The organism is Microbacterium sp. NPDC090007 (assembly GCF_044748345.1).
Classification (GTDB): Bacteria; Actinomycetota; Actinomycetes; order Actinomycetales; family Microbacteriaceae; genus Microbacterium.
In genome coordinates, this window is the sequence record NZ_JBIVFV010000002.1 from 195,500 (window position 1) to 220,061 (window position 24,562).

Here is a 24,562-nt window from a genome sequence, read left to right on the forward strand (position 1 = left end):
TGTCACCGGAAGTCCCTCGACGCGTGGGCCACCCCGACCCGCAGGTCGGTGAACCCGTCGGCCACGACGTTCGTCACTCCCTCGACGGAGCGCTCGAGCATCCCCCGCACGATCAGCGCGGGCGACTCGCGGGCCACGCGCCGATAGCGGTTCCACACCCCCACCGAGCAGATGATGTTCATGAGTCCGTGCTCGTCCTCGAGATTGAGGAAAGTGATCCCGGATGCCGTGGCCGGCCGCTGCCGATGGGTGACCAGTCCCGCGACCTCGATGCGCCGGTCGGTCTCGAAGGTGCGCAGCTCCCGCGAGGTGAGCACCCCGCGCGCGTCGAGCGCCGCGCGGAAGTGGACCAGCGGGTGATCGTCGGCGGACAGACCGGTCGCCCACAGGTCGGCGGCGAGCACCTCGTAGCTCGAGGGGTCGGTGAACAGCGGGGGCTGCACCGCGACGAGGGAATCGGGAAGGAACTCCGGGCGGTCCAGCGCCGCCGAGCCCGCCAACCAGATGGCCTCGCGTCGGGTGTGTCCGAGGCTTTCGAACGCCCCCGCCGTCGCGAGGGCCTCGACCTGTGCGGTGACGAGACCGGTACGACGCACGAGATCGCGCAGGTCGCGGTAGGCGCCTCCGCGTTCGCGTTCCGTCACGACGCGTTCGGCCACCTTCGCCCCGATCCCGGTGACCCCCGCCAGTCCCAGGCGCACCGCGAACTCCCCGTCGCGTCGGTGGGAGAGGGTCTCGTCGGGCTCCTGCGGGTCGAACTCCCCCGTGGGCGGTTGATGCGCGTCGGCGCACGCCTCGCGTCCGGTCGGCCGCCGCTTCCGCCCGGAGGCCGCCGCGGCATCCCCCCCTGCTCGTCCCTCGGCCCCCGCCTCGTCGACGGGTTCGAGCGTTGCCTCGACCCCCGAGCGTTGGAGGTCGGGCCGGCGCACCGCCACGCCGTGTCGACGGGCGTCGGCGGTGAGCGTCGCCGGGGAGTAGAACCCCATCGGCTGCGCCCGCAGCAGACCGGCGAGGAACGCCGCAGGGTAGTGCAGTTTGATCCACGAGCTCGCGTAGACGAGCAGTGCGAACGACAGGGAGTGCGACTCGGCGAATCCGAAGTTCGCGAACGCCTGGATCTTGGCGTACAGCTCGTCGGCGACCCGCCCCACCAGGCCGTTCTCGGCCATGCCGGCGTAGAGCGTCTCGCGCAGGGAGTCAATGCGTTCGAGTCCGCGCTTCGACCCCATCGCGCGGCGCAGGAGGTCGGCGTCCTCGGCGGAGCAGTTGCCGATCGCCACGGCCATCTGCATGAGCTGTTCCTGGAACACCGGCACCCCCATCGTGCGCGCGAGCACGGGCTCGAGCTTGGGATGCACGTACGTGATGGGCTCCTGTCCGAGCTTGCGCCGGACGAAGGGGTGCACCGCGCCGCCCTGGATGGGGCCGGGGCGGATGAGGGCGATCTGCACGACGAGGTCGTAGAACTTGCGCGGCTGCAGGCGCGGCAGCAGCCCCATCTGCGCGCGCGACTCCACCTGGAACACCCCGATCGAATCCGCCCGGCAGAGCATGTCGTACACCGCCTTCTCTTCTTTCGGCAGTGTCGACAGCTCCCATCGCTCCCCCGTGGCGTCGCGGATCAGGTCGAAGCAGTACTGCAGTGCGGCGAGCATCCCCAGCCCCAGCAGGTCGAACTTGACCAGCCCCATCCACGCGGCGTCGTCCTTGTCCCATTGGATGACCGTGCGGTCGTCCATGCGGGCATGCTCGATGGGCACCACTTCGCCGACCGGACGATCCGTGAGCACCATTCCCCCCGAGTGGATGCCGAGATGCCGCGGCGCCTTGAGGAGTTCGGACGCGAACTCGATGACCTGATCGGGGATGTCGTGGTCGGCACCGGTCTCGAGGGTCGCCCCCCAGCGCTCGACCTGCTTCGACCAGGCATCCTGCTGCCCCGGCGAGTGCCCGAGGGCACTGGCCATGTCGCGTACGGCGTTCTTCGGCCGGTACTGGATGACGTTCGCCACCTGCGCCGCCCGCTCGCGGCCGTATTCGCCGTAGACCCACTGGATGATCTCTTCGCGGCGGTCGGAGTCGAAGTCGACGTCGATGTCGGGTTCTTCGTCGCGCAGGCTCGACAGGAACCGTTCGAACGGCAGCTTGTAGAAGATCGAGTCGACCGCGGTGATGTCGAGCAGGTAGCAGACCGCGCTGTTGGCCGCGGATCCCCGCCCCTGGCACAGGATGCCGCGGCGCCGGGCTTCGGCGACGATGCCGTAGACGATGAGGAAGTAGCCCGGGAAGTCCTTCATCTCGATCACCTCGAGCTCGCGCTCGATGCGCCGTCGATCGTCGTCGGAGAGGTTCGGGTACTTGCGGGGGACGGCCTCCCACACCAGCTGACGCAGGTACGACATGGGGGTGTGCCCCTCGGGGACCTTCTGTTTCGGCAGGGCGGGCTTCGCGCGGCGCAGGGGGAAGGCGATCTCGTCGGCGAGCTCGACGGTGCGGGCGACGGCCCCCGGATACCGCTGGAAGCGTGCCGCCATCTCGACCCCCGAGCGCAGGTGCGCCCCGGCGTGCGCGGGCAACCAGCCATCGAGTTCGTCGAGTCCGCGATTGGCTCTGACCGCCGCCACCGCGGCGGCGAGCAGCTCTTTCTGCGGCGCGGCGTAGTGCACGTTGTTGGTGGCGAGGGTCGCCAGCCCGCGTTCCGCGGCGAGACCGGCCAGCACGTCGTTGCGGCGGGAATCGAGCGGGTCGCCCTGGTCCATCAGCTCGACGAACACGGCGTCGGCGCCGAACAGGTCGATGAGGGTGTCGAGCTCGCGGGCCGCCCCCGCCGGCCCCTCGAAGGTGAGGGCCTGACGCACGGCACCCTTGCGGCATCCGGTGAGAACGGCCCAGTGCGGATCGCGGGGGCCGCCGGCGCGCTCGGCGAGCTCTTCGAGGTCGTAGACCGGGCGACCTTTCTCACCGCCGGTGAGCTGCGCGTGCGTGATCGCGGCGGCCAGGCGGTGGTATCCCTCTTCGCGACGGGCCAGGACCAGCAGGTGCGAGCCCCGCGGGTCGGCTTCTCCGTTCTGGGGGCCGGGGAGCCCCAGCGACAGTTCCGCGCCGAAGACGGTCTTGACCGCGCGGGCCTCGGCCGCCTCGGCGAAACGCACGATGCCGTAGAAGCCGTCGTGGTCGGTCAGGGCGAGGGCGTGCAGTCCCAGTCGCTCGGCCTCTTCGACGAGCTCTTCGGGTGACGACGCCCCGTCGAGGAACGAATACGACGAGTGCGCGTGCAGCTCGGCGTAGGGCACGGTGTCATCGGGCCGTTCGATGGTGGGCGGTACGTACGCGCCGCGCTTGTGCGACCAGGCCGGGCTGTCGCCCCCGTCGCCGTTGGGCGGAGTGCCGGTCGGGCGGCGGGTGTCGCTGAGCAGTCGCTCGAGCTCCGACCACTTGACCGGGGGGTTGGTCCAGCCCATCAGCGAGCCCCTTCTCGAACGCGCGACGGCGACGACGATACGGATGCCGGTGCCTCAGTCATAGCGTCCCTCGGCTCTCCACTCGCCCTCTTCGACCAGGAGCAACCACGCACCGCCGGCATCGTCGATCACCTGGAAACGGTGCGCCCGGCGCGCGCGGAGGGGATCCCACCCGCGCTCGCTGATCGGCCAGGGGCCCGCCCATTCCCGGATGCGGCGCCGCTGTCCCGCCGTCTCGAGAACCGCGGGCGGCGCGCTCAGCGCATCGCGCTCCCCCACCGTGACCGGGGCACCCGCGACATCGGTGACCCCGACGAGGCGCGGTTCGGGATAGACGGTGGCCGGAAGAGGGTCGGGAAGACTGCCCGGCCACGGCCGGGTGCGTTCTTTGGCCGTCACGGCGCGATCGCCCCAGGGGACCAGCACCTGCCGCTCGGCGAGCCATCGCCCGCCGCCGATGACCGGGGTCACGACGGCGCGATGACCGAGCATGGCTTGCACGCGCGAGAGAGCGTGATGCACGCGCTCATCGGGTCCGGCCCCGAACAGGCCTTTCGCGTGGTGCACCGCGGCATCCACCGCTTCGGGCTCGATGTGCACCCCGGCCACACCGCTACCGAAGATGCCCTGCGCGTCTTCGGCGAGCTGCCACCGCACGCGGTCGACCACTCCCGCCGCGTCGAACGACCCGGGGTGCAGCCACACGCGTTCGCTGCGCTCGCCCCGCTCACCCGTCAGGACCACGCGCAACTCGGTGCAGACCAGCCCGTGCACGCCCAATTGGGCGATGAACTGCTCTGCGGCCACGCGCACGCCGAAGGCGACCTGATCGGCGAGCTCGAGGGGCGGCTCGAACGCGACGTCGCGGTGCAGCTCGGGCGGCGGGGTCCGCGGCTGCACGGGCTGGGAGTCCAGCCCTCCGGCCAGGGCGTGCAGGCGCACCCCCCGCTCCCCGAAGCGCTCGCGGACGCGCTCGACCGGCAACGCGGCGAGGTCTCCCAGCGTATGCACGCCCAGACGGGCGAGCAGACTGCCGAATTCGTCGTCGTCGAGGGTGGCGATCGACAACGGCCCGAGGAACGCCCCCGCCGCGCCGGGAGCCACCACGCGCACCGGGTCGTCGGCCGGAGCCGTGCGCGCCGCCTGTTCGGCGGTGAACACCCCGTCGGCGACACTGGCGCGCACGCCCGCGAAACCGTCGTCGTCGAGCAGGCGGATCAGCATGCGCGCCGCCTCGGCCTCTCCGCCGTAGTAGCGCGCCGGCCCGCGGGAGCGCAGCGTGCACAGCCCGGGCCGGATGATCTGCACCCCGGGCGCTCGTTCCTCGACCCTCGCGACGACGGGGGCGAAGGCCCGGGCGTCGCGCACGGGGTCGGCGGGGACGACCTGCAGCGTCGGGCACAGCGACTGCGCGTCACGGCGCTTCTGCCCGCGGCGCACACCCTGCGCGCGAGCGGCCCACGAGCACGCGACGACGAGGTTGTTCGCGAACACCGCGACCGCGGCATCCGGTCGGGGTGGCGCGACGGCCTCGACCGAGAACGCGGTGATCGGCCAGTCGGGGAACCACAGCACGAGGCTGCGCGTGGGCGTCTGCATCACCCCACCGCCCGCACGGGATAGGCGGTGCGCTCGCGCGGCACGAGACGTTCGGCGGGAGCACCGAGCAGCTCGATCGACCCATCGGCGGCGGGCAGCAGCATGCGCACCCGTCGCGCGTTCGGCGACCGTCTACTGGTGACCGACACGGTCAACTCCCGCCCCGCGAGGTAGCCGTGCCCCTGCCCGAGCCCGGACCACCGGGGGTCGGCGACATCGATGACCGCCTCGGCCTGCGGCCACGCCCCCTGGACGAGGAGGACGGACCCCCGATCACGCAGGCGCGCGGCCAGACGCGTGGTCTCGGCCCCCGCGCGCGCGGCCGGCGATCCTGCGGGCGGACGCACCGCGACGACCGGAAGCACCTCGGCGATCGTCGCCGTCACGGCGAGCCATCGCGGACCGGGGTCGGGGATGAACACGAGACGATCGAGATCGAGTCCGTACTTCTCCGCCGCCTCGGCGCCGAGCTCGGGCATGCCGATGACCCCGCACCACGCGCCGTCCTGCGACGGACGCGCCATGAGCGCGAGAAGCAACGATGCCGAGCGGGCCAGCGCGTAGGCCGAGCCCGATCTCAATCCCCCACCGGGCAGCAGCGACGAGAACGCGGGGTGGGTCGGAAGCACCGGGGCGTCCATGCGCCGCCCCTGCATGAGTTCGAGACGATCGCGCAGCGCATGGATGTCGGGTACGGCCTGTACCTGGTCTCTCACGATCGCCCTCACTCCCACAGGTTAGAACATGTGTTCTATTCCCTCAATCCCTGTGGGTCGAAGATACGATCGACCTCCGACATCGCCGTGGATGCCGTAATTGTGCACGCCGACGGCATCCACCCGCCCCGCAGGACGAGGGATGACGAGAGGCGGATCAGGCCGCGAGCGCCAGGTACGGCTCCCACCGCGGGTCGCTCTTGTCGACCCCGCGCACCGTCCACGACGACCCGTGCGGGGGCGCCGGAACGAGCCGCAGCTCCCACCGCATCTCCTGCGGCGTGCGGTCGCCCTTGATGTTGTTGCACGCCAGGCAGCAGGCCACGAGGTTCTCCCAGGTGTCCTTTCCGCCGCGCGAGCGCGGAAGCACGTGATCGATCGTGGATGCCGCTTTGCCGCAGTATCCGCACCGGTGGGCGTCGCGGCGCAGCACCCCGCGACGCGTCACCGGCACGCGGCGCGCCCCGGGCACCCGCACGTACCGGGTGAGGATGATCACCGCCGGACGATCGTAGGTGCCGGCGGCGGCCCACACGGGGTCCTCCTCGACACGCTCGACGACGGTGGCCTTGTCGTTCATCACGAGCACGAGGGCCCGCTTGAACGACACGACCGCGAGGGGCTCGTAGCCCGCGTTCAGCACCAGAGTGCGCATTCCGTTTCCTCTCGAATGGCCGAGACGGCTTCTCGGATGTTCGACTTCGACGGCGTCAGGCGCGGAAGGGCATGAAAAAAGGCGCTGTCCACTCGGACAGCGCCTCGGAGGTCGCGGCGAAGCCGCGGCATCCGAACTCATGATGCCGGAGAACGAGCAGCCCGAGCGCATCCATGGTGCGGATGCGCGGGCTGGTGTTCATCGGCTTCCCTCCGGTTCTTCGGACGTCGCTGACAGGCTAACCCACTGCGACACGCCCGGGGTCGGGCCGAAGGGAAACGACGGACGGCGTGTCGGAGAACGATCGTCTCCGGCACGCCGTCCGTCGCTGCGGGCTCAGCCCGCGTTCTGCTGGAGCCAGGCGTAGGGGTCCACGACCGAGCCGTTGATGTGCACCTCGAAGTGCAGGTGATTGGCGGTCGAGCTACCGGTCGACCCGACCAGACCGATCAACTGACCGGCGGCGACGGTCTGGCCCGCCTGTACCTGCCGGCTGCCGTAGGTCATGTGACCGTAGGTCGTCGAGACCTTCTGGCCGTTGATGACGTGCTCGATGACGATGCCGACACCGTAGCCGCCGAAGCTCTCCTGAGAGACGCTGACGACACCGGCCGCGGCGGCGAAGATCGGCTGACCGCCGGGCGCGAGCAGGTCGACGCCCTGGTGGTAGCCGGAGTCCCACAGGCCGCGACCGAGCGTGTAGTTCGTCAGGGGCCAACGCACCTCGCCCGAACCGGGCGCGGTCATGTTCAGATCGACCGAGCCGACGGACCCGACCGAGGTCGACGCCTTCGCGGCGTTCGCGGCGAGTTCGCGCGCCCGCTCGGCGGCGGCGGCCGCGGCGGCCTCTTGATCCTTCTTCTTCTGGATCTCTTCGGCCGTGGTGGCCGAGTAGCTGCTGCGATCGAGCGTCTCGGCGGTGGCGTCCGACGCCACGACGAGCGACTGGTTGTCGGGCGCCGACATCTGCTGCAGCGTCATCGTCTCGGCGGCGGGCATCGTGGCCGCGTACGCCGGGATCGCGACGGTGGCGACGAGACCGGCCACCATCGAGAGGATCACGGCACTGCGGACGGGCTTGCCATAGCTGCGGCCGCGCGGTGCCCGGGGGGCGGGGACGGAGCGGGCGACCGTGGAGGTCGCGGTGGGCACGGGGGCGCTCGACGTTCGGGCGACGGCGGCACGCGTGCTCCTGCGGGTGGGACCCGTCACGGGAGCCTCGGGTAGGCCCGCAGCGGGTTCGTTGTGTTCAGCCAAAGTTCCTCCGGCGCCTCCGCGTCTTCGGGGACGCTGGCTCGTCAGCACTCGATTGGGGGCACGATGTGCGGGCTTGGCCCTCTGCGGACGACGAGCCGGAGAGGCAAACCGCGAGGGGTCCGACGGCGGGCTTCTGGCCTGTGGACTTTCCGAGGCTACCCGAAGATAACGAACAAGTCACGTTCCCGGCGGGCGTGTACAGCCGACGCCCGGCCACGATCACTCCTCGGCGACGAGGAAGATGTGCGAGGCGACTTCGACGGGCAGCTCCAGCCCCTCGTCGATCCCGTCCATCTGCACGAGCACGTACCCCTCGTTGAACCGGTAGTCCCCGCGCGCTCCCGGTAGGACGCCCGCCGCCTTGAGCTGTTGCAGCAGCTCGGGGTCCACCTGAGCCGGCTCGGCCAGACGCCGCACCGTGCCCGAGATGGGACCACCCGCGTCGGTGAGCTTGCGGACGAGCCCGACGACGCCGTCGTCGAACGTCGAGCTCGCGGCGTCGCCGAGCTGGTCGAGCCCGGGGATGGGGTTGCCGTAGGGCGATTCGGTGGGGTGCCCGAGCAGCTCGACGAGACGGCGCTCGACCTGCTCGCTCATGACGTGCTCCCACCGGCAGGCCTCGTCGTGCACGTAGGCCCAATCCAGGCCGATGACGTCGCTGAGCAGACGCTCGGCCAGACGGTGCTTGCGCATGACGTCGACGGCCTTCTGGCGACCGTCGTCGGTGAGCTCGAGTCGACGGTCCTCCGAGACGACGACGAGACCGTCGCGCTCCATGCGCCCGACGGTCTGCGAGACGGTCGGGCCCGAGTGCCCCAGGCGCTCCGAGATCCGCGCACGCAGCGGCACGATCTTCTCTTCTTCGAGCTCGAGGATCGTGCGCAGGTACATCTCGGTGGTGTCGATCAGATCGGTCATTCAGCAGTCCTCGATGTCGCGCGGCAAGTGCTCCCAGCCTACCGACCCGCTCCGACACGGGCGCGGGCGGGTCTCGGACCGGACCCTAGAATCGAGCCATGTCGCACGTGGAACTCCCCACCGATCTCCTGCCCGCCGACGGTCGCTTCGGGTGCGGCCCCTCCAAGGTGCGCGGCGCGCAGCTCGAGGCGCTCGTCACCCGCGGCGCCTCGATCCTCGGTACCTCGCACCGCCAGGCGCCCGTGAAGAATCTGGTCGCGAGCACGCGCGAACGTCTCGCCCGGCTGTTCCGGCTGCCCGACGGGTACGAGATCATCCTCGGCAACGGCGGTTCGACCGCCTTCTGGGATGCCGCCGCCTTCGGTCTGATCGAGAACCGCAGCCAGAACCTGGTCTTCGGGGAGTTCGGCGGCAAGTTCGCCTCGGCCGCCGCGGCGCCGTGGCTGCAGGCGCCCGACGTCCGCTCGGCCGCTCCCGGGACCCGTACCGTCGCAGAGCCCGTCGAGGGCGTCGACGTGTACGCGTGGCCGCACAACGAGACCTCGACCGGCGTGTCCGCCCCCGTCCGCCGCGTGCACGCCGATGCCGGGGCGCTGACGGTCATCGACGCGACGAGCGCCGCGGGCGGCATCGACGTCGAGGCCGACCAGGCCGACGTCTACTACTTCGCGCCGCAGAAAAACCTCGGCTCCGACGGAGGCCTCTGGTACGCCGCCGTCTCGCCGGCCGCGATCGAGCGCATCGAGAGGATCGCGGCATCCGACCGCTACATCCCCGAGTTCCTGAGCCTGAAGAATGCTCTGGACAACTCGCGTCTGCAGCAGACGCTCAACACGCCGGCCCTGGCGACGCTGCTGCTGCTCGACGAGCAGCTCGGCTGGATCCTCGACAACGGTGGGCTCTCGTGGGCTGCGGCGCGCACGGCCGAGTCGTCCTCCGCCCTGTACGGATGGGCGGATGCCAGCGCGCACGCCACCCCGTTCGTCTCCGACCCCGCGGACCGCTCCCCCGTCGTCGTCACGATCGACATCGACGACCGTATCGACGCCGGCGCGATCGCGAAGAGCCTCCGTGCGAACGGCATCGTCGACACCGAGCCCTACCGCAAGCTCGGCCGCAACCAGCTGCGCGTGGCGACGTTCGTGTCGATCGAACCGGACGACGTGCGTCGCCTGATCGGCGCGATCGACTACACGATCTCGCACCTGCCGCAGGCCTGAGCCGCACATGACGAAGGCCGCCCCGCGTCTCGCGGGGCGGCCTTCGTCATGTGCGGTGCGCGTCGGCGTCAGTAGCTGCGCTCACCCTCATCGCGGTCCGCGTCGTCGTCGTCCTCGAGGTCGTCGTCGTCGTCCGCGTCGTCGTCGTCCGCGTCGTCGTCGTCCGCCAAGTCGTCGTCGCCGTCCGCAACGTCAACGTCGGCGTCGTCGGCGTCGTCGGTGTCGTCGTCCGCGTCATCCGCCTCGTGCGACGAGGCATGATCGGCGTCGAGCTCGTCGATGTCGACGCCGTCGAGATCGCCCGCGTGGAAGCGCGGCTTCGGCCCGTCGTCGTCCTCGTCATCCGCGTCGTCATCGTCCGCGTCGAGGTCGTCCGCGTCGTCGTCCTCGTCGTCCGCGACCGCAGCGGCGGCCTGGGCGGCCTGGTACTCGGCCAGCCGCGTCGCCCACGGGACCCAGTCCGGAGCCAGCAGCGCACCGTCACCGGGCAGCAGCTCGACCTCGAGCACCGTCGGCTCGGACTCGTCGACGACGGCCACGCTGACGGTCCAGAACCATCCCGGGTACCCCGACAGGCGGGTATGGAAGCGCAGCGAGACCACGCCGTCGTCCTCGACCGAGTATTGGGCGGCCGGGCCGATGGTGTCGGGGGCGGTGATCTCGTGCAGGGCGGACAGCGCGAGGTCGTGCGCTCCGGTCAGCCGCTCGTCGGCGACCTGCTCAGGCTTCGAAGTCATCGGCGACCTTGCGCAGGACCGCGGCGATCTTCTGTGCGTGCGGGCCGTTGGGGTAGCGGCCGCGACGCAGGTCGCCGCCGATCCCGTCGAGCAGCTTCACGAGGTCCTCGACGATGATGGCCATGTCGTCGGCGGGCTTGCGTGACCGCTTCGCGAGGCTCACGGGAGCGTCCAGGACGCGCACCGACAGGGCCTGCGGCCCGCGTTTGCCGTCGGCCACGCCGAACTCCAGTCGTGTCCCGGCCTTGGGCGCGGGGGTTCCGGCGGGCAGAGCCGTGGCGTGCAGGAACACGTCCTGGCCGTCATCGGTGCTGATGAAGCCGAAGCCCTTCTCGTCGTCGTAGAACCTGACCTTGCCGGTGGGCATGGACACCTCGCTGGATAGATGCGCGAACGCGCGGCGGAACGCGGGAACCGAGCGGATCCCGGTCTTCCAGCCTACGGCACCGACGCCAGGCAGTAGGCTGAGCGCGATGAGCACCCGCACCACCGGCGGCAGTACGCCGGGCGACGACGTTCCCGTCCGACGCATCGACCGCATCCTGACGTTCATGTCGCTCGGGCTGGTCGCCCTGTCCATCGTGTGCTTTTTCATTGTCATCCTCGCGCAGCCGGCCGGCGTCAGCGACTTCACGCAGGGTGCGTGGCCCGTGATCGTCGTCATGCCGCTATTCGCCCTCCCCGTCGGCTTCGCCCTCATGATCGCCGTCCTCATCATGAGCTTCACGCGAAGGGCTCGGGCCAACAAGGCCCGCTGACGTGCCCGAGACCTCCGCACAACGCGCACTGGCGGTCTCGTTGAGCGCGCGCTCCGACGACGAGCTGGCGGCCCTGTTCGCCGAGCGGCACGTCTCGCCCTCCAGCACGTGGCGCGACATGTTCGATGCCGCCGAGGCCCTGCTCGAGCCGGCGAGCGTCGCGCGCGGCCTGCCCGCCCTGTCGCGCGTCGAGGCCGACGCGCTGGTCGGCGCCGCGGCGGGGACGCCGGTCCCCGCCTCCGCGCGGGAACGCCTGGTGACCCGCGCCCTCGTCGCCGACGACGGCATCCCCTTCCCGAGCGTCCTCGACGCCGTTCGAGAGGCATCACCCGAAGGGTCGACGGATGCCGAGCCCCTCCACCGCACCCCGCTGACGCCCGAGTCGGTCGCGGCCGCCTCGGAGGCGGCCTTCACCAACGCGGCCTGCGTCGCCGACATCCTCATGCAGACGCTGGAGGCGCCGCTCGGACGCATCGGCACCGGATCGCTGGGCGCCACCGAGCGCCGTCGTCTGGTCGACGCGGGAGCGGTGTCGACGTCCGCCGAAGCCGACCTGCTCGTGGGACTCGCGGCCGACGTGGGCCTGCTGGGGGCGAATGATCGCGCGTGGCTGGTCTCGCCCGAGGGACGCGAGTGGCTGCGCCTGCCGACGCTCGACCGATGGGCGCACACGGCCCTGGCGTTGCGCGACGCCCTCCCCCGCGTCTATCGCGACGACGACGGCGGATGGATCCCCACCGAGCAGTGGGCGCAGGCGACGCCGTTCGACGCCGATTCCGCCGAGCGCGCGACCCTGTGGATCCGCCGGCTCGTGCGCTGGGGGCTCCTGGATGCCGCCGGCCACGTCACACCGTGGGCCGAGCCGTTGTCGCACGGGGGCGACGTCGACACCTCCGCCCTGCGCGACCTTCTGCCGCCCGAGGTCGACCGGGTGTACCTGCAGAACGATCTCACCGCGATCGCGCCGGGCCCGCTCGCGCCGCACCTCGACGTGCGCCTGCGGGCGATGGCGGCGCGCGAGTCCCGCGCCCAGGCGTCGAGCTACCGCTTCAGCGCCGCGACCATCGGGGCGGCGATCACGTCGGGAGAGACAGCGGATTCCCTGCGCGAATTCCTCACCTCGATCTCGTTGACCGGGCTCCCGCAGCCCCTCGCCTACGTCATCGAGCGCACCTCCGCTGAGCACGGGCGGGTGCGCGTCGCTGCCGATCCCGAGACGCAGCTGACGCATGTGCGCACCGACGACGAGACCCTGCTGCGCTCGATGGAGGTCGATCAGTCGTTGCGGTCGATCGCGCTGAACCGCACCGACGACGACGAGCTGATCTCGCACGTCGCGGCCGACGTGGTGTTCTGGGCGCTCACCGACGCGCACTACCCCGCCGTCGCGGTCGATGCCGACGGTAACCCGCGTGCCCTCGAGCGTGCGAAGCTCGCCGCCGGCGCACCCCCGAGCGCGGACCCCCTCGAGATCTACGCCCCCCTGCTTCAGCGTCTTCGAGCCGGTGCCGGGGACTCGGATGCCGCGTGGCTCGAGCGCGAGCTCGATCAGGCCGTTCGCGCTCGGGCCGTGGTCGACGTCACCGTGCGCCTCCCCGACGGTTCCGCGCGCGTGTTCCGCCTCGAGGCGACCGGGCTGGGCGGCGGACGCCTGCGGGGACGCGACCGCGGAGCCGACGTCGAGCGCACCCTGCCCCTGTCGCACATCGACGGTGTGGCTCTCGTCGACTGAGGTTTGCGTCCTCTTCGCGTGCCCTGGGAGCCGAGGGCGGTGCGACCCCGGTAAACTCGTACCTTATGGCTGACGGCCCCCTCATCGTGCAGAGCGACCGCACCGTCCTCCTCGAGGTCGCGCACCCCCAGGCGGAGACGGCGCGGCACGAGCTCGCGGTGTTCGCCGAGCTCGAGCGCGCACCCGAGCACATCCACACGTACCGCATCACGCGGCTGGGCCTGTGGAACGCCCGCGCGGCCGGCCACGGCGCCGACGCCATGCTCGAGACGCTCGACAAGTGGTCGCGCTTCCCCGTGCCGGCATCCGTCAGCACCGACATCCGCGAGAGCGTGAACCGCTACGGCCGCCTCGTGATCGAGCGCGACGACGAGGGCGTCCTGGTGCTGCGATCCACGGATGCCGCCGTGCTCGGCGAGGTGTCCCGCAACAAGCGCATCGCTCCCCTGCTGATCGGCCACCCCACGCCCGACAGCTACGTCATCGACGCCTGGGCGCGCGGCCACATCAAGCAGGAGCTGCTGAAGATCGGCTGGCCCGCCGAAGACCTCGCCGGATACACCCCCGGCACCCCGCATCCGATCGACCTCGCCGAGGACGGATGGAGCCTGCGGCCGTACCAGCGGCAGGCGGTCGACTCGTTCTCCGAGGGCGGCTCCGGCGTGGTGGTCCTGCCGTGCGGCGCGGGCAAGACGCTCGTGGGCGCCGGCGCGATGGCCGACACCCGCACGACGACGCTCATCCTGGTGACCAACACCGTCAGCGCCCGTCAGTGGCGCGACGAGCTGCTGCGCCGCACCACGCTCACTCCCGAAGAGATCGGCGAGTACTCCGGCCAGGTCAAAGAGATCAAGCCGGTCACGATCGCCACGTACCAGATCCTCACCGCCAAGCGCGGGGGCAAGTACGCCCACCTCGCCCTGCTCGACGCGCTCGACTGGGGCCTGGTGCTCTACGACGAGGTGCACCTGCTCCCCGCCCCGGTGTTCAAGCTCACCGCCGACCTGCAGGCGCGTCGACGCCTGGGCCTGACCGCGACGCTCGTGCGCGAGGACGGTCGCGAAGGAGACGTCTTCAGCCTCATCGGTCCCAAGCGCTTCGACGCGCCGTGGAAAGAGATCGAGGCCCAGGGCTTCATCTCCCCCGCCGCGTGCTACGAGGTGCGCATCGACCTGCCCGCCCACGAGCGTCTCGAGTACGCGGCGACGGCGGACGAGGACCGCTACCGCCTGGCGGCGACGGCCCCCGCCAAGATCGACGTCACCCGGCGGCTGGTGCAGCGGCATCCCGGAGAACGCGTCCTGGTCATCGGGCAGTACCTCGACCAGATCGACGAGCTCGCCCAGGCGCTCGGAGCCCCGCAGATCACCGGCGCCACGCCGATCCCCGAGCGCGAGGAGCTGTTCCAGGGCTTCCGCGACGGCAGCATCCCGCTGCTCGTGGTGTCGAAGGTGGCGAACTTCTCGGTCGACCTGCCCGAGGCCTCGGTCGCCATCCAGGTTTCGGGCTCGTTCGGCTCGCGGCAAGAAGAGGCTCAGCGCCTCGGGCGCCTGCTGCGTCCGAAGCAGTCGAACCACACGGCGAGCTTCTACACGCTCATCGCCCGCGACACCGTCGACCAGGATTTCGCGCAGAACCGCCAGCGATTCCTCGCCGAGCAGGGGTACGCCTACACGATCCTGGATGCCGACGGAATCGACGCCGCGGCCGCCTGACACATACCAGGCGGCGGCTTTCCGTTCCATATCCAGCGGTTTGCGGGGTGCGATCACGATAATGAGGGCATGACAGCTCCTCGCATCCTCGTCGTGGACGACGAACCGAACATCCGCGACCTGCTCATCACGAGCCTGCGCTTCGCCGGTTTCCAGGTGCGAGCCGTGGCCAACGGCGCGCAGACCATCTCGGCCGTGCTCGAAGAGGAACCCGACCTCATCGTGCTCGACGTGATGCTGCCCGACATGAACGGCTTCAGCGTCACCAAGCGCCTGCGCGGCGCCGGCTACACCGCTCCCATCCTCTTCCTCACCGCGAAGGACGAGACCGAGGACAAGATCGAGGGCCTCAACGCCGGTGGCGACGACTACGTCACCAAGCCCTTCAGCCTCGACGAGATCGTCGCCCGCATCCAGGCGATCCTGCGTCGCACCATGCAGGCCGACGAGGAGTCGATCATCCGCACGGGCGAGCTGACGATGGATCAGGACACCCATGACGTCAGCGTCGGCGACGTCTCGATCGACCTGAGCCCGACGGAGTTCAAGCTGCTGCGCTACCTGATGCTCAACCCCAACCGCGTGCTGTCGAAGGCGCAGATCCTCGATCACGTGTGGGAGTACGACTTCAACGGCGACGCCGGCATCGTCGAGAGCTACATCTCGTACCTGCGTCGCAAGATCGACCCGCACTCCTCCGAGCCGCTGATCCAGACCAAGCGCGGCTTCGGCTACATGCTGAAGTCGGGCAAGACGGTCTGAGCGGAGGCCTCTCCTGTCGCCCTCCGACGATGCCCTGACCCGCTGGTGGCGCGGGCTCAGCCTGCGTACCAAGGTCACCGGCGTGACCGTCGCACTCCTGGCGATCGGGCTGTTCACGGCGGGCGTGGGCACCATGGTGTTCCTGCGCACGACGCTGGTGAACAACCTCGACGAGCAATTGGCGCAGCAGGCGGCGGGGAGCATCGCCAACAGCATCTTCACCACGACCCCGGTCGACGGCGACATCGTCTTCTCGCAGGTCGATAATGCCCCGCAGATCGGGTCGATGGTCGTCGTCTACGGTCCGGACGGCCAGCGCGAGGCGTTCTACAACGGCACGGCGTCCACGGCTCTGCCGGATCTGCCCTCGACGTTCACGATCGAGCAGACGTACGGCCAGATCGATCGGCGCATCGATCTCGACGATCCCGAATCCGGCCAGAACTTCCTCGCCCGCGTCGGCGTCCTGCAGGTGCCCGGCAACCCGGGTGTCTACACGCAGATGGTGGTGCAGCCCCTCGCCCCCACCGATCGCATCGTCGCCGCCTACATCGGCATCTATGCGTTCGTGGCGCTGCTCATCCTGATCGCGACGGCCTTGCTCACGCGGTGGCTGGTGACGCTGGCGTTCCGCAACCTGCGGCAGGTCGAGACGACCGCGATGGACATCGCCGCGGGCGATTTCAGCCAGCGTCTGACCGACATCGTCCCCGACACCGAGGTGGGCCGGCTCAAGACCGCGATCAACGCGATGCTCGCCCGCATCGACGGCGCCCTCGGCCAACGGGATGCCACGGTGCGGCAGATGCGCCGGTTCATCGGCGACGCGAGCCACGAGCTGCGCACACCGCTGGTGACCATGCGCGGCTACGCCGAGCTCTACCGCATGGGCGCGATCCGCTCCGACGAGGACGTCGCGCAGTCGATGGAACGCATCGAGAAAGAGGCCATCCGCATGGGCGCCCTGGTCGAGGATCTGCTCGCACTCGCGCGCCTCGACGAACGTCGCGACGTCTCGATCACCGAGCTCGACCTCCGGCCGATCGCCCGCGATGCCGCACTCGACCTGCGCGTGACGTCTCCCCAGCGCGAGGTGACCGTCGACGACACCACCTCTCGCAACGAAACCGTCCTGCCGATGATCACGCTCGATCCGCTGCTCGACTCCGGCGGGCAGCCGTCCGCGGCGTCTCGACGCAAGACCGCTCCCACGACCTCCGCGATGGCGATCGCGGGTGCGACGCTCTCCCGCCTGCGCCGCCGCCCCAAGGACGCCGCCGACGCCGCTCCCTCAACGGGTGAGACCCCGGCTGCGGCCCCCGCCGCTGCGCTCAGCGTCGTGCGCCCCGGGACGCGGCTCGCCCCGATCGTGCTCGGCGATGAGAACAGGGTGCGCCAGGTCGTGGCGAACCTGCTCGGCAACGCCCGTCGCTTCACCGCGGACGACTCCCCCATCGGTCTTCGGGTGGGAGTGGATGCCGAGAACGACATGGGCTGGATCGAGATCATCGATCACGGCGAGGGCGTTCCCGAGCAGATCCGCGAGCAGATCTTCCAGCGCTTCTGGCGCGCCGACACCTCGCGCACCCGTGAGACGGGTGGGTCGGGTCTGGGGCTGTCGATCGTGGCATCCATCGTGGATCTGCTGCACGGCACGGTCGAGGTGGTCGATACGCCGGGCGGTGGTGCGACATTCCGGGTGTCGTTGCCCTTGGCCGATCGTCGCGATGTGCAGGAGCATGCGCTCATCGAGACGCAGCCGCTGGAGCGCCTCGCCGAGGACTACCGGCCCGACCCCGCCGCCTGACGGCTCACCGCCGGTCAGGCTGACGCGACTGGCGTCGGAGAGCACAGCGGACGCCTCTCATTCCTGCTCGGGCTCCGTGATGTCGAACCCCAGCTCGGCGATGATGCCTGTGCATCGGGCGAAGGCTGCGCGGTTCGTACGCCGCGTGGGCCAGACGGATGCCGACCAGCCGACCCGTGGCATCCACCGTCACCGCCACCTCGCGTCGCGGCGCCGTCGCCGTCGCCCGCACCGCGTCGATGTCGGCCCGCACCTGCTGCGTCTGCGCCGCACGCACCTGCGCCTCGACGAGATGCTCGATGAGGGCGATCGCCGCCCTCCGCCTCGCGTGAAGAGAAGAGATCACTCATTCGATCGGGCGTAGTCGGGGCTCCGGCGCGCAGCGCCTGGACAAGAGGGCTCTCATCCCGTCCCGGCCCTGAACGAAGAGCGCCCCCTCCCGAAGGAGGGGGCGCTCTCAGTCGTCAGCGTGGATCAGAAGTCCATGCCACCGGTCGGGTCGCCCGCGGGCGCGGCGACCTTCTCGGGCTTGTCGGCGACGACGGCCTCGGTCGTGAGGAACAGACCGGCGATGGATGCCGCGTTCTGCAGCGCCGAACGGGTCACCTTCGCGGGGTCGATGATGCCCTGTGCGAACAGGTCACCGTACTCGCCGGTGGCCGCGTTCAGGCCGTGACCGACGGGGAGCTCCGACACCTTGTTCGCGACGACACCGGGCTCGAGACCGGCGTTGAGCGCGATCTGCTTGAGCGGGGCCTCGATGGCGACGCGGACGATGTTCGCACCCGTGGCCTCGTCCCCGACGAGCTCGAGGTTCGCGAGAGCGGTCTTGCCGGCCTGGATGAGCGCGACGCCACCACCGGCGACGACACCCTCTTCGACAGCGGCCTTGGCGTTGCGCACGGCGTCCTCGATGCGGTGCTTGCGCTCCTTGAGCTCGACCTCGGTCGCAGCGCCGGCCTTGATGACGGCGACGCCACCGGCGAGCTTGGCGAGACGCTCCTGGAGCTTCTCGCGGTCGTAGTCGCTGTCGGTGTTCTCGATCTCGCGGCGGATCTGGGTCACGCGACCCTCGATGAGCTCGGACTCACCGGCACCCTCGACGATCGTGGTCTCGTCCTTGGTGATGATGACCTTGCGGGCGCGGCCGAGCAGGTCGACGGTCGCGTTCTCGAGCTTGAGGCCCACCTCTTCGGTGATGACCTGGCCGCCGGTGAGGATGGCGATGTCCTGCAGCTGCGCCTTGCGGCGGTCGCCGAAGCCGGGAGCCTTGACGGCGACCGACTTGAAGATGCCGCGGATCTTGTTGAGCACGAGCGTCGCGAGAGCCTCGCCCTCGACGTCCTCGGCGATGATGAGGAGCTCCTTGCCCTCCTGGATCACCTTGTCGACGATGGGCAGAAGGTCCTTGATGTTCGAGATCTTCTGGTTCGCGATCAGGATGTAGGGGTCTTCGAAGACCGCTTCCTGACGCTCGGGGTCGGTGACGAAGTAGGGGTTGATGTAACCCTTGTCGAAGCGCATGCCCTCGGTGAGCTCGAGCTCGGTGCCGAAGGTGTTGCTCTCTTCGACGGTGACGACGCCCTCCTTGCCGACCTTGTCGATGGCCTCGGCGATGAGCTCGCCGATGGCGGGGTCGGCGGCGGAGATCGACGCGGTCGCGGCGATCTGCTCCTTCGACTCGACCTCCTTGGCGGAGGCGAGGAGCTCGTCGGTGACGGCCTTGACGGCCTTCTCGATGCCCTTCTTGAGCGAGATGGGGTCGGCGCCGGCGGCGACGTTGCGCAGGCCCTCGCGAACGAGTGCCTGAGCGAGGACGGTGGCCGTGGTGGTGCCGTCACCCGCGACGTCGTCGGTCTTCTTGGCGACCTCCTTGACCAGCTCGGCGCCGATCTTCTCGTAGGGGTCGTCGAGCTCGATCTCCTTGGCGATCGAGACGCCGTCGTTCGTGATCGTGGGGGCGCCCCACTTCTTCTCGAGCACGACGTTGCGACCGCGGGGGCCCAGGGTCACCTTGACGGCGTCGGCCAGCGTGTTGAGGCCACGCTCGAGACCACGGCGGGCCTCTTCGTCGAAAGCGATGATCTTTGCCATAAGTGTGTCGTCCCTCCCGGACGGGTGACTTCCAGATTTTGGCACTCGACGAAAGCGAGTGCTAACTCATTCTGGCACTCGCCCCTGGGGAGTGCAAGCCGCTTCACCCGTGTCGGAACGACGAACGCCGTGGCATCCGTCTCCGGATGCCACGGCGTTCGATGCAGCGCTCAGGCCAGTCGCACGGACTCCGCCTGCGGACCCTTCTGTCCGGTGCCGACGGTGAACTCGACGGCCTGCCCCTCTTCGAGGACGCGGAAGCCCGACATCTCGATGCTCGAGTAGTGGACGAAGACGTCCTGCCCATCGGACACGGTGATGAAGCCGTATCCCTTCTCGGCGTTGAACCACTTGACGGTGCCCTGGGTCATGCGAATCTCCTGTTGCTGAACGACGTGGTCATCGTAAGCACGGGGGATGCCGCGCCACGGGGCCCGCGAAGCAAAGTTGACGTAGGTGCACCGAAGTGTTTACGCCGCGGAAACACGCGGCTCGCGCACGCTCAGGGAGCGGGGGTTTGCGCCGCCGCACCCGCCACACGATCGAGGCCGAGGACCACGATCAGACGCTTGACATCGCTCTCGTCGTCGGGAGTGCCCGGGTCGTCGGCGGGCTGCAGGAAGTCGCTCTGGGCGACCTCGGCCCCGCCGATCGTCTGCGCGAGGCCCTCGGCCGCGGGCAGGTCGGTCTCTCGCAGGTAGTAGATCGTCGTGGTGGCGAAGTCGGTGCTGTCCGAATTGCCCGTCTCGACCGAGGCCCCCGGCCACCCCGCGGCGACGATCCGGTCACGGGTCGTGCCGGCCAGGCCGTCATCCGTCGTGCCGTTCAGGACGACCACCGCGTACGACGTGTCGACGACGGCCGGGGTCGTCGGCTCGGCCGAGGCGGAGGGCGGGGGCGCGGCGTCGTCGCCGAGCGAGATGCGTCCCGACACCACCAGCACGGCGAAGATGCCGACGATGATGAGCACGAGCGTGGCCAGCGCCGCCCAGAGGAAGACGATCCAGCCCCGCAACCGCGGCTTCTCGGCGCGGTGCGCGCCGACACGCCCGGAGGCGTCGGGCAGGTCGTCGAAGCGATCCCGAGGGAAGGTCGATCTGGCCATTCGACGATGGTATCGGTGGACGACCGAGGTCCCCGTCAGCGGCCGACCGACCGGCCCACGCGGGAGCGGTGCAGCTCGGCGGCGTCGTCGCGACGACGGCGCAGTCGCCGCACGAGCATCGGGTCGTGGGCGAGGGCCTCGGGGGTGTCGATCAGACGGCCGAGCAGCTGGTAGTACCGGGCGGGCGTGATGTCGAACTCCGCGCGGATCGCCTCTTCTTTCGCCCCCGCGTGGCGCCGCCATTCCCCCTCGAAGGCGAGGAAGGCGAGATCGCGGTCCGACAGAGTCACCCCGCAACGCTACTGCGCGGCCCTCCCCGATCCCGGATGCCACGCCACCCACGCTCCGAGCGGATCCACCTCGGCGAGCACGTCACCGTCGAGGGCGAGGCTGAACCCTCCCCGAACGGCGTCCACCCGTCGGGTCCACCCGTCGTGCAGGGCGGGGGCGTCGAGGGTGATCCAGCGACCGGCCGCACGCGCCGCGTCGATGACGGCGCCTCGCCGTGCGCGCGGAACGTGGGCGAGCACGCCGGGCGTGGTGACCACGAGCGTGGCGTCGCGCGGTGCTCGATCGGCGAGGTCCGGCAACGCCTGCGCCCCGTCGCCGGACACGAGGAGCGGAGGATCGGCAGCGGCGATGTCGAGGGCACCGACGATGCGTTCGCGACGACCTTCCTCGCCCGGCCAGACGAGCCCCGACAGCCACGCGCGGTCGTCGGGGTCGCGCGCGTCCAGCGGGTTGAGGTCGATCCCCGCCCGCCAGACGACCTCGGGCATCCGCAGCGCGGGAGAGCCGCTGAGCTCGGCGTCGAGGAGCACCGTGCTCGGCCCGGCGGGCGGATCCAGGGCGACGGTTTCGTCGCACCGGCGGTAGCGGTACGAGTAGCGGTCGGGGTACAGGCACAGCCCCGCGCTCGCCCCGACCTCGAGCAGCGCGATCGGCCCGTCGATGAGCGACAGCGCCGGCAGGAGGGTCGCGCAGCGCAGTGGTTCGTTGGTCTGGACGCTCCGTCGCCCGCATTCGCTCGCGATCGGCTCCGCGTGGGCGAGGACCCATTCGGCCCACTGGTCGACGTCGTCGAGGGGCGCGCCCAGCACGCGCATGACGGCGAAGACGAGCGGCGGCTGGCGGCGCGTCTCGGGGATGGCGGCGAGGGCTGCGGCGAGGTGCCGGTCGCCCGCGATGCGTGCGGCCCATCCCTCGTAGACGGCCGATCTGCCGGGGGCCTCGTCCCGGGCGAAGCGCTCGTAGCGCTCGACGACGGCGTCCACGGCATCCTGATCCACCTGAGAATTGTCCCGCCACGACCTGGGGCGCGCCGCGCACGAGACAATGGAGGGGACGAAGGAGAGAACACATGACCTACGCCGTCGACAAGTCCGACGACCAGTGGCGCGCCGAGCTCAGCCCCGAGCAGTACGCCGTGCTGCGACAGGCCGGCACCGAACGCGCCTGGACCGGTGAGCTGCTCGACGAGAGCCGCGCCGGGCTGTACACCTGCGCCGCGTGCGGGGCGGAGCTGTTCCAGAGCGGCACCAAGTTCGACTCGCACTGCGGGTGGCCGAGCTTCTACGAGTCCGTCCGCCCCGAAGCGGTCGAGCTGCTCGATGACAGCAGCCACGGCATGCAACGCACCGAGGTCCGCTGCGCGAATTGCGGCTCGCACCTCGGGCACGTCTTCCCCGACGGGTTCGGCACGCCCACCGGCGACCGCTACTGCATGAACTCGCTGTCGCTGAACTTCACCCCCGAAGAGCAGGCGTGAGCGCACTCGAGGCGATGCGCGACCGCCGGTCGTGGTCCAAGGTCACCGACCTGGCCCCCACCGGCCCCGAGCTCGAGGTGTTCGTGGCCGCCGCGGGGCGCGTGGCCGACCACAAGACGCTGCGTCCCTGGCGGATCATCGAGATCCGCGGCGCCGACCGCGACGTCCTCGCGCGCGCGCTCAACAAAGCCGACGGCAAGAAGGGGTACTCCTCCAAGCCGCGTCGCGCACCGCTGATCATCGCCGTGGTCGCCGACCTGCGCTCGAAGAAGATCCCCGCGTGGGAGCAGGAGGCCGTGGCATCCGGCGTCGCCCACATGCTGAGCCTCGCGCTCGATGAGGCGGGCTTCGGCGTCTTCTGGCGCACTGATGACAACACTCGCAGCAAAGTGCTCGCCAAGGCGCACGGCCTCGCCAAGGGCGAGGTTCTGCTCGGTTGGCTCTACGTGGGCGGCAAGCCCCCGCGCACGCGCCCCGTCCGTCGCAAGACGGTGGATGCCGCGAAGCACATCTCGCGCATGCCCGGCGGCAAGAAGCGCCGCGCGGTCGATGAGGCGCGCCTCTGACACCGCCACTCCCGCGCGATCGACGCCGTCGGCTCCGGCCGGCGGCGTCGTCGTCTTCGCCCGCGGCATCGCCGTCCCTGACGCCGTTTCCCGGGGTGCCCGGGTTCGCAGCGCCCGTTCCGTGGGGCGTCGCCGTCAGCGGTGACGGCGCCGCCAGGGCACCGCGGCAACCGCCACGCCGGCGATGGCGACCCCGGCGGCCAGCAGGGCGACCGGGGTCGATGGCGCGGCGGGGGCCGGCCACAGCGCGTCGAGCAGCACCGAGGTCGTCAGAAGGCCCACGACGGAACCGAGACCCAGAAGCAGCACCCCTGTGCGCCTCACGACGACCGCGGACAAGAAGATGTACACCACCCCGACCGCACCGCCGACGTACAGCCAGGGGGCACCGGGCAACGTCCGCGGCACGTCGACCACGGCGACGTGGATCGTCGCCGCGATGAGCAGCACGACGGTCCCGCCCACGAAATTGACCAGCGTCGCGGTGAGCGGGCTCTCGACCCGCACCCGCAGGCGCCCGTTCGTCCCCTGCTGCCACGCGACGCCCGCGCCCGCGACGGCCGGGACGATGAGCATCCACAGGGGGACCCCGCCGAGCGCATCACCCGAGAGGCAGACCACCACCCCCGCGATCGCCAGCAGCGCCCCCACGACCCGGCGCACCGTGACGGGCACCACCCCCGCGGGGCCGTAGCCGACCCGGTCGAGGACGAGTCCCCCGGTCGTCTGCCCCGCGACGAAACCCACGGTGAACAGGGCGACGCCGATCGTGGCGACGGTCAGGCCCTGACTCGCGACGGTGAACGCTCCGGCCAGCCCGCCCAGCAGCGTCCACAGCGGAAGAGTGCGAGAGCGGATGCCGCTCACCAGCCGCCCGAAACCGCGTCGACCCTGCGGCAGAACCGCCGACAGGACGATCAGGATCGCAAGCCCCGAGCTGAACGAGATCGCCGCCGCGACGATCCCGTCGCCGATCTCGGCGCCGAGCGTGCCGTTGATGCGGGCCTGCAGAGCGGTCAGCGCTCCGATGAGCACCGCCCCTGCGACGGCGACGCCGACCGTTCCGCGCTCCGCCACCGTTCTCCCCTCGCACCCCCGCGCTGGGGGCCATCGACGATCGTACGGCGGGTTCGTGCTCGGCGATCGCGGGGCCGCCCCGCGGTCATGAGATCGCGAGCAGGCGCCGCTCCCGGCGATCGCGGACGAACGCCCCGACGAAGATCCCGGCGAGGGCCACGATCGCCAGGACGCTCACTGCCCCGAGCACGATCCCAGCGGGGGCGGCGTCCCCACCGTCGATGAAGAAGGTGTCGGCCAGACCCATGCCCGGGCCGAACGACGCCACGAAGTACCCCGGAGCGCCCATCGCGAGCAGGGCGAGGAACCCCGCCGCCGTGGGCCATGCGCCGGCGCCGGTGAGGGTGAAGAGCAGGAGGAACACCAGGGCGAAGAGGGGTCCCATCGCGATCACCGACACGACGAACGCGTTCGGCGGGCCCTGATTCGCCTGTCCCACCTGTCGCCAGATCTCGTCGGCGCCGAGCCCGGGGACCGCCGCCTCCGGATTCCAGACGAGGATCTGCACCAGCGCGACGGCCGCGTAGGCCAGCACCGCGACGACCCCCGCGATCGCGATGGTGGGGGTGGACCAGCTTCGGGTCGAGACGGCATCCATCACCCCATCGTGGCGCG

25 protein-coding genes are annotated in these 24,562 nt (G+C 70.5%); 9 read left to right on the forward strand and 16 right to left on the reverse strand.

The genetic code is table 11. The annotated features are described in order from the left end of the window. Positions 1–2: 2 nt before the first annotated feature. The 7 genes from ACIPVB_RS09455 to ACIPVB_RS09485 all read right to left on the reverse strand — a co-directional run bounded on the left by ACIPVB_RS09455 (position 3) and on the right by ACIPVB_RS09485 (position 8,606). Complete coding sequence (locus tag ACIPVB_RS09455; protein ID WP_400368475.1) at positions 3–3,461, reverse strand: error-prone DNA polymerase; 3,459 nt, start codon at positions 3,459–3,461, stop codon at positions 3–5. 54 nt (positions 3,462–3,515) lie between these two features. Continuing rightward, positions 3,516–5,060 (reverse strand): DNA polymerase Y family protein, encoded by a 1,545-nt coding sequence (locus ACIPVB_RS09460; RefSeq protein WP_400368477.1) that lies wholly within the window; start codon positions 5,058–5,060, stop codon positions 3,516–3,518. After that, positions 5,060–5,776 carry a hypothetical protein gene (locus tag ACIPVB_RS09465; protein WP_400368968.1) on the reverse strand — a complete coding sequence of 239 codons (717 nt, stop codon included), beginning with the start codon at positions 5,774–5,776 and terminating at the stop codon, positions 5,060–5,062. The genes ACIPVB_RS09460 and ACIPVB_RS09465 overlap by 1 nt, the downstream gene beginning before the upstream one ends. A gap of 157 nt (positions 5,777–5,933) precedes the next feature. Beyond that, on the reverse strand, positions 5,934–6,431 hold the full coding sequence (locus ACIPVB_RS09470; RefSeq protein WP_400368478.1) for an HNH endonuclease: 498 nt from the start codon (positions 6,429–6,431) through the stop codon (positions 5,934–5,936). Between the two features lie 55 nt (positions 6,432–6,486). Further along, on the reverse strand, positions 6,487–6,633 hold the full coding sequence (locus ACIPVB_RS09475) for a hypothetical protein (protein WP_400368479.1): 147 nt from the start codon (positions 6,631–6,633) through the stop codon (positions 6,487–6,489). A 134-nt stretch (positions 6,634–6,767) separates the two neighbouring features. Further along, positions 6,768–7,583, reverse strand: a complete 816-nt coding sequence (locus ACIPVB_RS09480) for a M23 family metallopeptidase (protein ID WP_400368480.1) — start codon at positions 7,581–7,583, stop codon at positions 6,768–6,770. A 324-nt stretch (positions 7,584–7,907) separates the two neighbouring features. Next, positions 7,908–8,606, reverse strand: a complete 699-nt coding sequence (locus tag ACIPVB_RS09485) for a metal-dependent transcriptional regulator (protein WP_400368481.1) — start codon at positions 8,604–8,606, stop codon at positions 7,908–7,910. Positions 8,607–8,704: 98 nt separating this feature from the next. Here ACIPVB_RS09485 and serC point away from each other — a divergent pair, with 98 nt between their 5' ends. After that, complete coding sequence (gene serC, locus ACIPVB_RS09490; RefSeq protein ID WP_400368483.1) at positions 8,705–9,826, forward strand: phosphoserine transaminase; 1,122 nt, start codon at positions 8,705–8,707, stop codon at positions 9,824–9,826. A 68-nt stretch (positions 9,827–9,894) separates the two neighbouring features. On the opposite strand, the gene ACIPVB_RS09495 is transcribed toward serC, so the two are convergent. Together ACIPVB_RS09495 and ACIPVB_RS09500 are read right to left on the reverse strand one after the other, a co-directional pair. Next, positions 9,895–10,563, reverse strand: coding sequence for a DUF3027 domain-containing protein (locus tag ACIPVB_RS09495; RefSeq protein WP_400368484.1), 669 nt, complete (start codon positions 10,561–10,563; stop codon positions 9,895–9,897). Further along, the gene (locus ACIPVB_RS09500; protein ID WP_295781691.1) at positions 10,547–10,930 is read right to left on the reverse strand and encodes a cold-shock protein; all 384 of its coding nucleotides are present in this window, start codon (positions 10,928–10,930) and stop codon (positions 10,547–10,549) included. The genes ACIPVB_RS09495 and ACIPVB_RS09500 overlap by 17 nt, the downstream gene beginning before the upstream one ends. A gap of 106 nt (positions 10,931–11,036) precedes the next feature. Between ACIPVB_RS09500 and ACIPVB_RS09505 the strand changes: the two genes are divergently transcribed. The 6 genes from ACIPVB_RS09505 (at position 11,037) to ACIPVB_RS09530 (ending at position 17,669) form a co-directional block, all read left to right on the forward strand. Next, a complete protein-coding gene (locus ACIPVB_RS09505) occupies positions 11,037–11,321 on the forward strand; it encodes a multidrug ABC transporter ATPase (RefSeq protein ID WP_400368485.1) in 285 nt (94 codons plus the stop codon). A 1-nt stretch (position 11,322) separates the two neighbouring features. Further along, on the forward strand, positions 11,323–13,053 hold the full coding sequence (locus ACIPVB_RS09510; protein WP_400368486.1) for a helicase-associated domain-containing protein: 1,731 nt from the start codon (positions 11,323–11,325) through the stop codon (positions 13,051–13,053). 65 nt (positions 13,054–13,118) lie between these two features. Then, complete coding sequence (locus ACIPVB_RS09515) at positions 13,119–14,768, forward strand: DNA repair helicase XPB (protein WP_400368487.1); 1,650 nt, start codon at positions 13,119–13,121, stop codon at positions 14,766–14,768. 69 nt (positions 14,769–14,837) lie between these two features. Beyond that, positions 14,838–15,530: a response regulator transcription factor gene (locus tag ACIPVB_RS09520; protein ID WP_108318117.1), complete on the forward strand. Its 693-nt coding sequence runs from the start codon at positions 14,838–14,840 to the stop codon at positions 15,528–15,530. A 133-nt stretch (positions 15,531–15,663) separates the two neighbouring features. After that, complete coding sequence (locus tag ACIPVB_RS09525) at positions 15,664–17,337, forward strand: sensor histidine kinase (RefSeq protein WP_400368969.1); 1,674 nt, start codon at positions 15,664–15,666, stop codon at positions 17,335–17,337. A gap of 176 nt (positions 17,338–17,513) precedes the next feature. Next, positions 17,514–17,669 carry a hypothetical protein gene (locus tag ACIPVB_RS09530; RefSeq protein ID WP_400368489.1) on the forward strand — a complete coding sequence of 52 codons (156 nt, stop codon included), beginning with the start codon at positions 17,514–17,516 and terminating at the stop codon, positions 17,667–17,669. Between the two features lie 142 nt (positions 17,670–17,811). Here the strand turns inward: ACIPVB_RS09530 and groL are convergent, their stop codons facing one another. The 5 genes from groL to ACIPVB_RS09555 form a co-directional block, all read right to left on the reverse strand. After that, a complete protein-coding gene (groL, locus tag ACIPVB_RS09535) occupies positions 17,812–19,431 on the reverse strand; it encodes a chaperonin GroEL (protein WP_400368490.1) in 1,620 nt (539 codons plus the stop codon). A gap of 170 nt (positions 19,432–19,601) precedes the next feature. Beyond that, entirely contained in the window at positions 19,602–19,802 is a 201-nt protein-coding gene (locus ACIPVB_RS09540; protein WP_076676782.1) for a cold-shock protein, read from the reverse strand. A gap of 131 nt (positions 19,803–19,933) precedes the next feature. Continuing rightward, on the reverse strand, positions 19,934–20,536 hold the full coding sequence (locus ACIPVB_RS09545; RefSeq protein WP_400368491.1) for a LytR C-terminal domain-containing protein: 603 nt from the start codon (positions 20,534–20,536) through the stop codon (positions 19,934–19,936). Positions 20,537–20,571: 35 nt separating this feature from the next. Then, positions 20,572–20,826, reverse strand: a complete 255-nt coding sequence (locus ACIPVB_RS09550; RefSeq protein ID WP_400368492.1) for a DUF3263 domain-containing protein — start codon at positions 20,824–20,826, stop codon at positions 20,572–20,574. 9 nt (positions 20,827–20,835) lie between these two features. Beyond that, positions 20,836–21,825 carry a DUF2332 family protein gene (locus ACIPVB_RS09555; RefSeq protein ID WP_400368493.1) on the reverse strand — a complete coding sequence of 330 codons (990 nt, stop codon included), beginning with the start codon at positions 21,823–21,825 and terminating at the stop codon, positions 20,836–20,838. Positions 21,826–21,896: 71 nt separating this feature from the next. Between ACIPVB_RS09555 and msrB the strand changes: the two genes are divergently transcribed. Together msrB and ACIPVB_RS09565 are read left to right on the forward strand one after the other, a co-directional pair. Then, on the forward strand, positions 21,897–22,304 hold the full coding sequence (msrB, locus tag ACIPVB_RS09560; protein WP_400368494.1) for a peptide-methionine (R)-S-oxide reductase MsrB: 408 nt from the start codon (positions 21,897–21,899) through the stop codon (positions 22,302–22,304). Positions 22,305–22,318: 14 nt separating this feature from the next. Continuing rightward, positions 22,319–22,870: a nitroreductase family protein gene (locus tag ACIPVB_RS09565; RefSeq protein ID WP_400368971.1), complete on the forward strand. Its 552-nt coding sequence runs from the start codon at positions 22,319–22,321 to the stop codon at positions 22,868–22,870. A gap of 135 nt (positions 22,871–23,005) precedes the next feature. Here the strand turns inward: ACIPVB_RS09565 and ACIPVB_RS09570 are convergent, their stop codons facing one another. Together ACIPVB_RS09570 and ACIPVB_RS09575 are read right to left on the reverse strand one after the other, a co-directional pair. Then, on the reverse strand, positions 23,006–23,947 hold the full coding sequence (locus ACIPVB_RS09570) for a DMT family transporter (RefSeq protein WP_400368495.1): 942 nt from the start codon (positions 23,945–23,947) through the stop codon (positions 23,006–23,008). Positions 23,948–24,032: 85 nt separating this feature from the next. Beyond that, complete coding sequence (locus tag ACIPVB_RS09575) at positions 24,033–24,545, reverse strand: hypothetical protein (protein WP_400368496.1); 513 nt, start codon at positions 24,543–24,545, stop codon at positions 24,033–24,035. Positions 24,546–24,562 lie beyond the last annotated feature (17 nt).